The following is a 13,426-nucleotide window of genomic DNA, read 5'->3' on the forward strand; positions in this document are numbered from 1 at the left end:
AGCTCGGCGGCGAACCGCGCGAAGCGGCCGACGCGGCGCGGCGCATCGCCGCCGGGGACCTGACCGGCGGCCAGCGCCTGCGCCGGCGTGGCGCGCGCGGGCTGCTGCAGGACCTGGCCGCGATGCGCGACGCGCTGGCCGCGATGCTCGCGCGCATTCAATCGTCGGCGCGCCAGATCCATGGCGCCAGCGAGCAGATCGCCGCCGCCAACCGCGATCTATCCGAACGCACCGGGCGCCAGCTGGCGGCAGTCGACGAGGCAGCCACCAGCATCGGCGAGTTGCGCGGGCTGGTCGAGCAGATTCACGTGCGGGCGCACGAGTCCAGCGCGATGGCCAGCCAGGCGCGCGACGCCGTCGGGACGGGCAGCGCGGTGGTGCGCAGCATGCGGGCGTCGATGGATGCGGTGCAGGCGCGCTCGCGCGACATCTCCGAAGTGGTCGGCGTGCTGCAGGGCATCGCGTTCCAGACCAATCTGCTGGCGCTCAACGCGGCCGTCGAAGCGGCGCGGGCCGGCGCCGCCGGCCGCGGTTTCGCCGTGGTTGCCAACGAAGTGCGCGCGCTGGCCCAGCGCAGCGCGCAATCGGCCCGCGATATCGGCGGGCTGCTGGGCGAAGCGACGCGCGACATCGAGGCCGGCGCCAGCCTCAGCGGCGAGGTCGAACAGGCGATGGCGGCGATCGAGCAGGCGGTGGTGCGCAGCCATACGCTGGCGGAACGGCTCAATGGCCTGGCCGAGCAGCAGGCCGCGGGGATTGCGGTGGTCGACGGCGCCGTCGCGCGCCTGGACGGCACCAGCCGGCAGAACGCGGAACTGGTGACCACGGTGGCACGGCAAGCCGAAGCGCTGGACTGGCAGGCCGGCGAACTGGCGGCCGATGTGGGGCGCTTCCGCTTCTGAGCCGGTTCCGCCGGTCCCGCCGGTCCGGCCGTTCCGGTCGTTCCGGTCGTTCCGGTCGCCGCGGTCATTCTCGAAGTTCTGCACTGCAGAACGTCGATTCTGCATTGCGGTTGACGACACCATCGAACGGTGCAACCATCGCGGATAGACCAAGCCGGCCACCACGCCGGCAACGCCATTCCGGAGACTTCGATGAGCAGCACCTTCCGCGCCGATTCCGGCGACGCCTCCCGCCCCGGTTCGCAGCCCGCCACCGCCACCCCGCCGTTCGTGCCGCCCTATGCACGGCTGCACCAGGTCATCGCGCCCTGGGTCGCGGACCGTCCCGACGTAGTCGCGCTGATGGACGGCGAACGTTCGATCCGCTATGGCGAGCTTGACAGCGCGGTGCGCCAGACCGCGGCCACACTCGCGAAGGCCGGCGTGCGCGGCGGCGACCGCGTGGTGCTGGTGACCGAGAACAGCGTGGGCTGCGCGGTGCTGATCCTGGCGCTCAGCTCGCTGGATGCCTGGGCGATTCCGGTCAACGCCCGCCTGTCGGCGCGCGAGATCGACAACATCATCGAGCACGCGGGCGCCCGCCTGGCGCTGTACCTGGACAACGCCTATCCCGAAGCACGCGAGCACGGCCTTGCGCGCGGCGCGCAGTGGGGCGAATGGCCGCATGTGGGCCGCCTGCTGATCGGCAGGCTCGATACCGGGGCGGTGCCCGAGCCGGTGCAGGCGGACGCGCGCGAGCAGGTCGCCGCGGTGATCTACACCACCGGTACCACGGGCGCGTCGAAGGGCGTGATGCTGACGCATTCGAACCTGATGTTCATCGGCCACAGCAACCGCGTGCAGGCGCGCGTGCAGCCCGGCGACCGCGTCTATGGCGTGCTGCCGATCTCCCACGTCTACGGCCTGTCGGTGCTGCTGGTCGGTCCGTTGTCCAACGGCGCCACGGTCTACTACGAGCCGCGCTTCCGTCCCGAGCGGCTGGCGCGCGCGCTGGTCGAGGAGAACCTGTCGGTGCTGCACGGCGTGCCGGCGATGTACGCCAAGCTGATCGAATGGGGCCGCAGCCAGCCCACGCCGCTGCGTGCGCCGGCGCTGCGCATGGCGCAATCGGGCGGCGCGCCGCTGACCGCCACGCTGAAGGCCGCCTTCGAACAGACCTTCGGCATCACGCTGCACAACGGCTACGGCATGACCGAAACCTCGCCGACGGTCAGCCAGACCCGCGTCGATGCGCCGCGCCGCGACTGTTCGGTGGGCCAGGCGGTGCCGGGCGTCGAGGTGCGGCTCGGCGATCCGCTGCCGGACGGCAGCGGCGAGCTGCTGGTGCGCGGCCCCAACGTGATGAAGGGCTACTACAAGCGCCCCGACCTGACCGCGCAGGCGATCGATGCCGACGGCTGGCTGCATACGGGCGACCTGGCCAGGATCGACGACGACGGCGCGATTTCCATCGTCGGCCGCTCGAAGGAAATCATCATCCATTCGGGCTTCAACGTGTATCCCGAGGAAGTCGAGCAGTCGATCAACGCCTACTCGGCGATCGTGCAGTCGGCCGTGGTCGGGCGCGCGGTCGAGGGCAACGAGGAGGTGATCGCCTTCGTCGAAGTCCGCGCCGGCATGGAGCTCGATCCGGCCGCGCTGAAGGCCTTCCTGCGCGAACGGCTGTCGCCGTACAAGATTCCGGCGGAAATCAAGGTGGTCGCGCAATTGCCGGCCGCGCCGTCGGGCAAGATCCTGAAGGCCCGACTGCGCGCGATGCTGGCGGCCGGCGAGTTTTGAGTCCGCACCTGGGGACCACCATGGCGAGCGACGATCAGGCGCACGGCATGCCGGCCGCCTCGGTGGACGAGGCCGAAGCCGGCCGGGCTGGCGCCGGCGACGATGGGCCTCGCCACAAGGAGGACCGCCACTTCGTCACCGCGCTGGCGCGCGGCCTCGATGTGCTGGCGTGCTTCCGCGGTTTCGACGCGCAACTGGGCAATGCAGAACTGGCGCAGCGCTGCGGCCTGCCCAAGTCGACCGTGTCGCGGCTGACCCATACGCTGACCGAGCTCGGCTATCTGCGCCTGGAACCGGACGCCGGCAAATACCGCCTCGGCAGTTCGGCGCTGGCCCTGGCGCCGACCGCCCGCGAAGGCGCCGATGTGCTGGCGGTGGCGCGGCCGCACATGCAGCGCCTGGCCGATCTTTCGCAGGGCGTCGCCTCGCTGATCCTGCGCGACCGCGGCCGCATGCTGATCTTCGAGAACTGCCAGGCCGAGAGCTATCTGACCCTGCGGGTGGCCGTCGGCACGCGCATCTCGGGCCTGACCACCGCGGCGGGCCGCGCCTATCTGCAGGCGCTGCCGGCTGCAGATGCGCAGCAGGCGCTGGCCGCGTTCCGCGCGAACGACACGCTGTCCGATGCCGATGCGCAGGCGGTGCTCGCGCGCAGCCGCGAGGAAGTCCAGCGCATCGGCTGCACGACCTCGTTCGGCGAATGGCTGCCGGACATCAATTCGATCGCGGCCGCCTTCCATCCGGGCCCCTCGCTGCCGCCGATGACGTTGAGCTGCAGCGGCCCCAACGCGGTCGTGCCGCCGCGGCATCTGCTGGACGTGGTGCGGCCCGTGCTGATCGAATGCGTCGCACGTATCGAACGCGAACTGGGCGGCGCGGGAGCGGACAGCGCAAGAACCGGCAGCGCAAACACCGGCGGCACGCGGCGGCGCTGAGCGAAGGCCGACCAGCGGCGCGCATCGAACGGGCTACCGTTTGCCACACTGACCGCACCAAATTCGCAAGCATGCCGGCAGCACGCCGCCATGATTCCGGTGTCCCGCAAAGCGATCGGCCGGCCTGGCGGGCACGGCCGATCGGAAGCGGCAATCCCGCGGCCGCGCGCCGACGCGGCCTTCACCGGACAGACCCTCGCATGCCCACTCCGCTCTGCTGTGCGCGCCGCTTCCATGCGGCGCACTATCCGACCCCACGCGATTTCTTCGACGCCGTCGCCAAAGGCACCGGCGAAACCACTCTGCGGCGGATCGTCGTGGATCGCGCTCCGTTCTTCGTCGGCGGCCGGGGCTACAGGCTCGTCGCCGAGAATGTCGAACGTCCAGGCAGCGGCCGGCATGCCGACATCCGGCTGGAGCGCAACTGGCGCGAATTCGGCTGGTTCCGCCGCGTCGTGCTGACACTGCTGAGCTGCGTCGTGCCGCGCGACAGGCAGCGCTGCGAGCGGCCCACTCGCGGTCAACTTTGCGCGGTGTCGCACACCATCGCGCGGCTGCGACAGGAGGCCAGCGTCGCGGTGCCCGTTGCGGCGCGTCCCCGGGACACGCCGCCGCAGGCGGTCGAGCCGGAACCCTGCGCCGCGGAACCACGACCGCCGATTTCTCCGGTGCTGACGCCCGAAGCCGGCCGCGCAAGGATCAGGTTGTTGCTCCAGCGCATCGACAAGGCCAACTGTTGCAAGCTGTTCGCGAACAAGTCGAAGTGGTGCAAGGTCGTTCGCGCGATCGCCGGCAACGACCCGCCGGAGTGCCACGACGTCGTCGCTGCAACGGTGCTGGCGCAGATGGCGGCCGTGGTTACCTACCTGCGTCGCCACCGCATGGGGAACGCATCGGCCTATGCCGAGGTGATGGGCATTCTGCAGGCGCTGCACGACGCGGCCGAAGCCAACGACGACAAGCTCGCCGACCTTGCCGCTCGCCTGACCGCCGTATGGAAGCAGCACTGGTGGCGCGGGGAGATTCCGCCGTATTCGGCGTTCGCCGCCTTCCGGCTGCCCGGCGCCGTGGCGCGGCGCATCGGCGCCTTCTTGCGCGCCGACGCGCTGCTCTTCGCCAATGAACTTTGCACGCTGGAGCTGCGCGACCGCCAGATCAAGCGTCTGATCGCCGCCGCGTCGGCAAAGCCGGCTCCCGCCGTCCCGGCCGACGGCGCCGACCGCGCCGCTCCCGCCGTCGCTCCGGCGGCCTCCTCGGCCGCTACGGCTTGAGCCGCATCGCCGGCGTGATCTGGCGCGGGTCGGTGCAAAGTTCGAGCAGCGCCGGCCTGCCGGCGGCACAGGCGCGGGCGAAAGCGTCGGCAAACCCGTCGGCACTGGTCAAGCGCTCCGCCCAGGCCCCACAGGCCTGCGCCAGCGCGACGAAATCCGGATTGACGATGCCGGTGCCGCTGACGCGTCCCGGATAGCGCCGCTCCTGATGCATGCGGATCGTGCCGTACATGCCGTTATTGACGACCAGCACCACCACATTGGCGCCCACCGCGGCCGCGGTGGTCAGCTCCTGCGGATACATCTGGAAGCAGCCATCGCCGGCGAAGCAAACCACGGTGCGTTCGGGATGGCGCAGCTTGGCCGAGATCGCGGCCGGCAGCCCATAGCCCATCGCGCCGCAGGTCGGCGCCAGCTGCGTGCGCGGCCGGCGATAGGCGAAGTAGCGATGCAGCCAGACCGCATAGTTGCCAGCGCCATTGGTGACGATCGCATCGTCGGGCAGCGTGCGGTTCAGATGGTCGACCACCGCCGTCATGTCGACACCGGTGGCATCGGCGTGCGGCGCGGCCGGCGCGACGAAGCCCTGATGGTCGGCGCGCGCCGCGGCGGTCCATTCGCGCCAGCGCACCGCGGCCGGCGCCTGCAGGCCGGCCAGCATCGCGGTGCCCGGACCGATGCCGGCGTGGATCGCCAGCTCGGGCTGGTAGACACGGCCCAGTTCCGCCGCATCGGCATGGATATGCACCAGCCGCTGGCGCGGCCGCGGCGGCTCGAGCAGCGTATAGCCGTCGGTTGCGACGTCGCCGAGCCGCGTGCCGAAGGCCACGACCAGATCGGCGCCGCGCACGCATTCGGCCAGGCGCGGATTGACGCCCAGGCTCAGATGGCCGACGTAGTGCGGATCGCGATTGTCGAGCACGTCCTGGCGGCGAAAGGCGCAGGCCACCGGCAGATCCCAGGCATGCACGAAGCGCGCAAACGCGGCCGCGTCTTCGTCGCGCCAGTTGGCGCCGCCGGCGATCACCAGCGGACGCTGCGCCGCCGTCAGCAGTTCGCACAGCGCAGCGGCATCGGCCGCGGACGGCGAGGCGACCACCGGCCGATACGCGCCGGTGTCGCGGCAGACCGCATCGCCATCGAGCACGTCTTCTGGCAGCGCCAGCACCACCGGCCCGGGGCGGCCCGAGGTCGCGACCTGGAAGGCGCGCGCTACCAGCTCGGGGATGCGTGCCGGGTCGTCGATCTCCGCCACCCATTTCGCCATGCCGCCGAACATCGCCGCGTAATCGACTTCCTGGAAGGCTTCCCTGCCGCGGTGCTCGCGGGCAATCTGTCCGACGAACAGGATCATCGGCGTCGAATCCTGCGCGGCAATATGGATGCCCACGCTGGCATGCGTCGCGCCGGGCCCGCGCGTGACGAAGCAGATGCCGGGGCGGCCGGTCAGCTTGCCGTCGGCCTCGGCCATGTTCGCGGCCGCGCCTTCATGCTTGCAGACGATCAGATCGATCGCGGGCTGATCGTGCAGCGCGTCCAGCACGTCGAGGAAGCTCTCGCCCGGCACGCAAAACACGCGCTCGATGCCGTGGATGCGCAGCGCATCGACCAGGATGCGGCCGCCGCTGCGCGGCACGGGCGGCTGCGTGGCGGCGGAAGGATCCGGGGCATCCGGAGACAGGGACGAACGGAGATCGGCGGTAGGCTGGGTCATCGGCGGGCTCATCGAATCGCATCGGAAACGGAAACGGAAGCGGCCCCATTGTGCAGGCGATCGCCCAACGGGGTACGAGACAGGACCGATTATCGCGCCAAAATTTCGGGCCGCCGCGGCGCACCGCCGCCCGGGCAATGGCCGCGCGACGGCACGGCGCTTATCATGACTGCCCCGGGCCGCGCCGATGCCGGCAGCAAGCACGGGCGACAACAGAACGACGAGAGCGAGACGATGAACGACGCGAAGACCGAACCCCTGCTTCCGACCGCGGACCTGCACCGATGGGTCGCCGAACTCTGGCTGGCCGCCGGCTCCGACGCGCGCGAGGCAACGCTGACCGCGGACCATCTGGTCGGCGCCAACCTGAGCGGGCACGACTCGCATGGTGTCGGCATGATCCCGAAGTACGTGCTGTCCTGGCAGGCCGGAGAACTGCAGCTGAACCGCCAGGTCAGCGTGGTGCAGCAGGCCGGCAGCCTGCTGAGCCTCGATGGCAACCGCGGCATGGGTCAGGCGGTGACCGAGCAGGCCATGGCGATGGCGATCGAACGCGCACGCGAGCATGGCGTCTGCGTGATGGGGCTGCGCCATTCGCATCATCTGGGCCGCGTCGGCCATTGGGCCGAACAGGCCTGCGCGGCCGGCATGATCTCGATCCACTTCGTCAACGTGCTGTCCAAGCCGATCGTCGCGCCGCATGGCGGCTACGAGGCGCGCTATGGCACCAACCCGTTCACGATCGGCGTGCCGGTGCCCGACGCGCCGCCGCTGGTGCTGGACTTCGCCACCAGCGCGATCGCGCTGGGCAAGGTCCGCGTCGCGCACAACAAGGGCGTGCCGGTGCCGCCCGGCTGCCTGGTCGATGCCGAGGGCCGCCCCACCACCGACGCCAGCGTGATGTACCCCGCCGATGGCGCCGCGCGCGGTGCGCTGCTCGGCTTCGGCGAGCACAAGGGCTACGTGCTGGCGATGATGTGCGAGCTGCTGGGCGCCGCGGTGACCGGCGGCCATACGATCCGTCCCGAGACGCTGACGCACCGCCACGCGGTCTGGAACAATATGCTGGCGATCGTGTTCGATCCGGCCCGGCTTGCCGACAGCACGGCGTTCGGCCACGAGGTGCAGGCCTTCGTCGACTGGGTGCGCGCGTCGCGCCGCCAGCCCGGCTGCGATGCGATCCTGCTGCCGGGCGAACCCGAACGCGAGGCGCGCCGCCGCCGCGCCGAGGCCATCCCGATCGATGCCGGCACGCTGGCCGAGCTCGACGACGCGGCGGCGCGGGTGGAAGCCGCGACCGGACGGTCGCCGGGTCCGTTGTCGCGGCTGTGCGGGCGCTGAGGTCTGCCGACGCTTCCTTTTCCAGACTGGCAAGCCATCGTCCGCTGTCTTTTTCGCTTCCCCTCTCTACCCAACGGAGCCCCCGATGCCCCATCTCGTCATCGAAATCACCGAAAACGCGCGCCTGAACTGCTCGCCCGAGGAACTGCTGGATCAGGCCAACGCCGCGCTGCTGGCCTCCGGCCAGTTCCAGGAGCCCGACATCAAATCGCGCTGCATCACGCTGCAGACCTATCGCCAGGGCACCGAACCGGTCGAACGCGCCTTCGTCCATGGCCGGCTGTCGATTCTCGATGGCCGCGATCTCGCGACCCGGCAGGCGCTGGGCCAGGCGGTCTGCGAGGTGCTCGCCGAAGCCGTGCGCTCCGGCGCGAACAACACGCCGGTGCAGATCAGCGTCGAGGTGCGCGAGATGGAGCGGGCCAGCTATGCGAAGCAGGTGATCGGGAGCTGAGGCTCCGCCCGCCACGATGGCCGGCGGCGTCCGCTACTGCGATCTGATCGGAGCTACCGTCGGAGATGCCGTCGAGGATGCCGCAGGGGATGCGGTCGCCGCGGCAGTCGCCGGCGCGGATCCCGGCGCCGGCGCAGCGCTTCCATCCAGCCCCAGCACCGACAACATCACGCCGGTCTGCCACGCGAAATACGGGTTATAGGTGAGCCGCGCGTGCACCTTGCCGGGCTCCCGATAGCCCCAGTCCGAATACCAGACCTCGCCGCCGTCGACGCAGCGCCGGTACTCGGCCGGCTCCTGCCCGTTCAGGCACAGGCGCAACGATCCCTGCCGGCCATAGAGCGGATTGGCGTCGGAAAACAGCACGCCCATGTGCGAGAACTGGCTGATGCGCTCGGCCGGCAAGCGGTCCGGACGGACCAGCACGCGGCCGGCACTGGCATCGACCACCGCATCGGCGCCTGCGTTGCCCTCCCCCGCCCCATACCAGATCAGCCGGCTCGACGGATGCGTGAAGCGCGTGCCGAACACCTGCCTCACGTAGTGCGAGTCGACCACCGAATCGTGCTCGGCGACGATCAGCAGCGCCGGCTTGTCGTAAGGCCGTGCATTCAGCGCGGCGCGCGCCGCGACATTGCTGCGGTAGTACCGGCGCCAGCCACGGCGTCAGCCACTCCCACCGGCTGCCGGAGCGCAGCGCCGGCGACACCAGCAGCAGCCCGGCGACCTCCGGGTGTGCCTGCGCATAGTCCAGCACCAGATTGGCACCGGTGGAAAAGCCGCCCAGATACAGCGGCCCCTCGCCGACGGTGTCCCGCAGCGCCGCGACCTGCTCGCGCAGCACGCGCTGCCAGTCTTCCAGCGTGACCCCCATCAGGTCCGCCGGCGCGGTGCCATGGCCGGGCAGCAGCACCGTGCGCACCAGCAGGCCGCGTTCGGCCAACCGCGGCGCGATATCGACGAAGGACCACGGTGAATCGCCGAGCCCGTGCACGAGCAGCGCGCCACCGCGGGGCGGGCCGGCCGGGCGCCATTCGCGCGGCAGATTCCATTCGGTCTCGGCGCGCATGTCGGCCGACACATAGCGGCGCCGGCCTTCGAGCGCGGCCAGCGCTTCCGCGCGATGGGCGGCGAAGGTCGGTGCGATCGAAGGCCGGGGCGCCACCGCCTCGTGCCGCGCGGTGACGCTGCAGGCCGAAGCGAGCACGATCAGCCCGGCGGCGACCGGGATAATCGCGGCGGTCCCGAGGCGGCGGACACGGCTTGCCATGCGCACGCTCCGCGGCGTGCGCGTGCTGTGCCTGCCGATCATGCCGTAGCCGCCTGTGCCAGCGGAGGCAGGCTGTCGGACGTCGGCGCCTGCGGCGGCAGTGCCGGCAGCGTCAGGCCGATGCAGACCACGCCGCGCGACTGGCGCGCGAACACGGCGCCGCCGTGCATCGTGGCGATCGCCTTGACGATGGCCAGGCCAAGTCCGTGGTTCTGACGGCTGTCGGCGCGCGCGGTGTCGACGCGATAAAAGCGGTCGAACAGGCGGTCCATCTGCGCGGTCGACAGCGGATCGGCCTCGTTGCGCACCGCGATGGTCACCGTGCCGGCATCGTCGCCGATCTCCACCGCAACCGGCCGGCCGCGCAGGCCATGCTGAAGCGCATTGCCGAGCAGATTGGTGATTGCCCGCTGCAGCAGCGAGGCGTTGACGCGCGCACGGGCGTCGCCGACGATCTCCAGCGTTGCGCCGGCGTCCTCGAACAGCATGTCGAGAAAGTCCGCGCTGCGCCGCACCTCGTGCGCGACCGACACCTCGACCAGATCGCGCGCCAGCGCGCCGCGGTCCGACTGCGCCAGGAACAGCATGTCGACGACGATGCGGCCGAGCCGCTCCAGGTCTTCCAGGTTCGACTGCAGGATGTCCTCCAGCTCCCGTACGCTGCGCGGGCGTGACAGCGCCACCTGGGTCTGGCCGATCACGTTGCCGAGCGGCGTGCGCAGTTCGTGCGCAACATCGGCATTGAAGGCCGACAGTTGCACGTAGGCGCGTTCGAGCTTGTCGAGCGCGCCGTTGAAGGCCAGCACCAGGCCCGACAGTTCGGCCGGCAGGTCGGTATCGGGCAGCCGCTCGAGCTTGCGCGGATTGAGCTCGCCGGCATGGCGCGACAGCGCCTCGATCGGCGCCAGCCCGACCTTGGCGATGCGCCAGCCCAGCACCGCCACCGCCAGCACGCCGAGCGCCGAGCAGACGATCAGCGCGATGCCCAGCACGCGGCTGGTCTGGTAGAACGGCGCCTGGTCGACCGCGACCACCAGCGCCAGCGCGGGGCGCTCGTCCAGCGCGGGAATGATCCGCTTGAGCATCAGGAAGCTGCGGTCGTCGAACTGCACCGTCCAGACGTCCGGCGCACGCTGCTCGGTCACCGCGTCGCGCGGAAACGGCTTGCCGAAGCGGAAGCGCGGGTCCGGCGTGTCGACGAAGTAGCGCAGGCTGTCGTCCTCCGGCGTCATGCCGGTCAGCACCGCGCCGAAGCGCTCCCATTGCGGCTGCGTGCCGTAGTGCGCCGCCTTCGGGCCGATCAGCTGGAAGCGCGCCTCGAGCTCCTCGAGCTGGCGCTTCTCGAGCTCGACGCACTGGACGTAATACATCACGAAGCCGGTGACCGAGAACACCAGCGCCGCCGCGAGAGCAAACATCGCGGCCAGCCGCGTGGCGATCGAACGGCGGCGGCTCATGCGACTTCCTCGGCGCGGCACTCGAGCACATAGCCCATGCCGCGAATCGTATGCAGCAGCTTGGGCTCGCCCGGCCAGTCGAGCTTGGCGCGCAGCCGCTTGATCGCGACCTCGACCACATTGGTATTGCAATCGAAGCTGATGTCCCAGACCAGCTCCGTGATCGCCGTCTTCGACACGATCTGCGACTGGCGCCGCGCCAGCACCGACAGCAGCGTGAATTCGCGCGCGCTCAGATCGAGCCGCCGTGTGCCGCGCATCGCGCGCCGCGACAGCAGATCGATGCGCAGGTCGCCGACCGTCAGCTGCGACGGCTCGCTCTGGCGGCCGCGGCGGGTCAGCACGTTCAGGCGGGCCAGCAGTTCGAGAAAGGAAAATGGCTTGGCCAGGTAATCGTCGGCGCCGGCATCGAAGGCGTTGAGCCGGTCGTCCAGGTCGTCGCGCGCGGTCAGCATGATGACCGGCGTCTGCTGCTCGCGCCGCAGCGACTTGAGCATCGACACGCCGTCGAGGTCGGGCAGCATCACGTCGAGCACGATCGCATCGTAGGGCTCGGTACAGGCCATGTGCAGGCCGTCGACGCCGTTGGTCGCGGTGTCGACCACATAGCCGTTTTCCGACAGTCCACGGCGCAGATAGTCGACGGTCTTGATCTCGTCCTCTACCAACAACAGTTTCATGTGTCCGGCCCTCCCGTATCCGGAAAACTCGCGGAAAACCCGCGGAAAGCTCGCGGAAAAAACGGCGGCAAGCGCGCGGCAAGGTCGTTGCCCGCCATGTCCGCGCCAACGGCGCGGGCCCGCCATTTCCGGACTATAGGTGAAAGCCGCCGGCCGAACCTGTCAGCGTTGTCAGCTTGCGGGCCGCACGCCGATGCTGTCCGGGGCTGGCATTGCCGCTGTCGCGTGCGATGCACCGCGCCGGCGGCATCCTGACGCAATTGTCAGGCTGGCGTCACCGCCGCGTCCGGCCCGGTTCGTAGACTGCTAACCGTGCTTGGCCAAGCCGTCTCCCCTCGTCAAGGTTCCCAGAACCGCCCCGGATCCCAATCTGAAGGAGTGTTGCCATGACTCGACCGACACCAATCGCCGTTCCTCACCGACCGTCCGGCGCTCCGCCCCGTCCGCGTCCGCCGCTGGCCGCGCAGCGGCTGCGTGCGTTGCGCCAGCGCTGGCAGGCGCGCCGCCGCGCAATGCTGGCCGCGCTGCTGCCCACCGTCGCGATGATGATCGGCGCAACCGTCTCGCTGTCGGCCAAGGCCGCCCCGCGCACCGCCGACCCGTACACCGACGGCGCGCGCAGCGCGACCCAGCGGTTCGATGTGTTCACCGAGGGCGCCAACCGGCTGGGCCCGCGCGACAGCTTCACGCAGGGCGGACATGCGCCGGACCATCGCGACCGCTTCAGCGACAGCGCGCATACGCAGGAAACGCCGGGCGACCATAGCGCCTGAGGCCGCCAGTACGCGGCCCCCCCCTGCTTGCCGCGAACGGCGGGTGGGGCAAATGCCTGGCAGTTAATTGCAAACAGCAAAGGCGTCGTGCCGCAACGCGCCAACGAAAAAGGGAGCCGCAAGTGGCTCCCTTCTTCACTGCCTGCCGCGTCAGGCGTTTGCCCGTCGCGGCCACGTCGATGACGGATTACAGCGCAGCGTCCTTCAGCTTCTTCAGCGGACGGACCTTGACCTTGACGCTGGCCGGCTTGGCCGGGAACCAGCGCTCTTCGCCAGTGAACGGATCCTTGCCGAAGCGCTTCTTCTTGGCCGGCACCTGTTGCGCGGTGATCTTCAGCAGGCCGGGCAGCGTGAATTCGCCGGCGCCCTTCTTGTGCAGCGCGCTGACGATGGTGTTTTCCAGATGGGCGAGCACCGTCTTCACGGCCTTCGGCTCGACTTGCGTCTGCGCGACCAGGTGAGCGACCAGGCTGGATTTGTTGAAGGTGTCCTTCAGCGGACGCGGGGTTGCGGTTGCGGGCGCAGCGGCCTTCTTCGCGGCAGCCTTCACGGGCGCCTTGGTTGCCGGTGCCTTCTTGGTCGCGGCGGTCTTGGTTGCAGCTTTCGCGGTCGATTTCGCTTTGGTCGCCATATTGGTCAGATAGAGTTGAACGGTTGGCGCCGCAAACCCCGCGAAAACAGCGTACGGCTGCGGCGGCCACCGAATCATAGCGGAAAGTGACGCATTTCCAAGGGGGTTTGGCCCGTTACCCCCCTGAAACCCCGTAAAAACCCGGTGAAAAGTCCCGCCATCTGTCGCGCCGATGCATCGACGCATGGGCGTGGCATCGCGCGGCATCGCTTCGGCCAG

The 13,426-nt window shown here is 70.0% G+C and carries 12 protein-coding genes and 1 pseudogene; 7 read left to right on the forward strand and 6 right to left on the reverse strand.

The window, feature by feature from the left end; all coding sequences use genetic code 11:
- The 4 genes from F7Q96_RS21410 to F7Q96_RS21425 all read left to right on the forward strand — a co-directional run.
- On the forward strand, positions 1–902 hold a 902-nt coding region (locus F7Q96_RS21410), incomplete at its 5' end, for a methyl-accepting chemotaxis protein (RefSeq protein WP_249041699.1).
- Between the two features lie 192 nt (positions 903–1,094).
- Positions 1,095–2,681 (forward strand): class I adenylate-forming enzyme family protein, encoded by a 1,587-nt coding sequence (locus F7Q96_RS21415; RefSeq protein WP_082371716.1) that lies wholly within the window; start codon positions 1,095–1,097, stop codon positions 2,679–2,681.
- Between the two features lie 20 nt (positions 2,682–2,701).
- Positions 2,702–3,616 carry an IclR family transcriptional regulator gene (locus F7Q96_RS21420; RefSeq protein WP_226995055.1) on the forward strand — a complete coding sequence of 305 codons (915 nt, stop codon included), beginning with the start codon at positions 2,702–2,704 and terminating at the stop codon, positions 3,614–3,616.
- A 200-nt stretch (positions 3,617–3,816) separates the two neighbouring features.
- On the forward strand, positions 3,817–4,887 hold the full coding sequence (locus F7Q96_RS21425; RefSeq protein WP_053823722.1) for a hypothetical protein: 1,071 nt from the start codon (positions 3,817–3,819) through the stop codon (positions 4,885–4,887).
- Here F7Q96_RS21425 and F7Q96_RS21430 read toward each other — a convergent pair.
- Positions 4,877–6,601, reverse strand: a complete 1,725-nt coding sequence (locus tag F7Q96_RS21430) for a thiamine pyrophosphate-binding protein (RefSeq protein ID WP_082371715.1) — start codon at positions 6,599–6,601, stop codon at positions 4,877–4,879. The genes F7Q96_RS21425 and F7Q96_RS21430 overlap by 11 nt on opposite strands.
- A 234-nt stretch (positions 6,602–6,835) precedes the next feature.
- Between F7Q96_RS21430 and F7Q96_RS21435 the strand changes: the two genes are divergently transcribed.
- Positions 6,836–7,942: a malate/lactate/ureidoglycolate dehydrogenase gene (locus F7Q96_RS21435; RefSeq protein WP_053824584.1), complete on the forward strand. Its 1,107-nt coding sequence runs from the start codon at positions 6,836–6,838 to the stop codon at positions 7,940–7,942.
- 85 nt (positions 7,943–8,027) lie between these two features.
- On the forward strand, positions 8,028–8,396 hold the full coding sequence (locus F7Q96_RS21440; RefSeq protein WP_053823721.1) for a 5-carboxymethyl-2-hydroxymuconate Delta-isomerase: 369 nt from the start codon (positions 8,028–8,030) through the stop codon (positions 8,394–8,396).
- A gap of 33 nt (positions 8,397–8,429) precedes the next feature.
- On the opposite strand, the gene F7Q96_RS27265 is transcribed toward F7Q96_RS21440, so the two are convergent.
- From F7Q96_RS27265 to F7Q96_RS21455, 4 genes and pseudogenes are all read right to left on the reverse strand, one after another.
- Positions 8,430–8,954 carry a hypothetical protein gene (locus F7Q96_RS27265; protein WP_249041703.1) on the reverse strand — a complete coding sequence of 175 codons (525 nt, stop codon included), beginning with the start codon at positions 8,952–8,954 and terminating at the stop codon, positions 8,430–8,432.
- Positions 8,955–9,102: 148 nt separating this feature from the next.
- A pseudogene (locus F7Q96_RS27455) lies at positions 9,103–9,708 on the reverse strand (alpha/beta hydrolase); the annotation flags it as partial.
- Positions 9,705–11,123 carry a heavy metal sensor histidine kinase gene (locus F7Q96_RS21450; protein WP_053823720.1) on the reverse strand — a complete coding sequence of 473 codons (1,419 nt, stop codon included), beginning with the start codon at positions 11,121–11,123 and terminating at the stop codon, positions 9,705–9,707. The pseudogene F7Q96_RS27455 and the gene F7Q96_RS21450, both read right to left, overlap by 4 nt.
- Positions 11,120–11,803: a heavy metal response regulator transcription factor gene (locus F7Q96_RS21455; protein WP_006580091.1), complete on the reverse strand. Its 684-nt coding sequence runs from the start codon at positions 11,801–11,803 to the stop codon at positions 11,120–11,122. Before F7Q96_RS21455 ends, F7Q96_RS21450 begins: the two co-directional genes overlap by 4 nt.
- A gap of 386 nt (positions 11,804–12,189) precedes the next feature.
- Between F7Q96_RS21455 and F7Q96_RS27275 the strand changes: the two genes are divergently transcribed.
- Positions 12,190–12,576 carry a hypothetical protein gene (locus F7Q96_RS27275; RefSeq protein ID WP_226995053.1) on the forward strand — a complete coding sequence of 129 codons (387 nt, stop codon included), beginning with the start codon at positions 12,190–12,192 and terminating at the stop codon, positions 12,574–12,576.
- 187 nt (positions 12,577–12,763) lie between these two features.
- On the opposite strand, the gene F7Q96_RS21465 is transcribed toward F7Q96_RS27275, so the two are convergent.
- A complete protein-coding gene (locus tag F7Q96_RS21465) occupies positions 12,764–13,207 on the reverse strand; it encodes an HU family DNA-binding protein (RefSeq protein ID WP_023264950.1) in 444 nt (147 codons plus the stop codon).
- Positions 13,208–13,426 lie beyond the last annotated feature (219 nt).

It is taken from the genome of Cupriavidus gilardii (assembly GCF_008801915.1).
Taxonomy (GTDB): domain Bacteria; phylum Pseudomonadota; class Gammaproteobacteria; order Burkholderiales; family Burkholderiaceae; genus Cupriavidus; species Cupriavidus gilardii.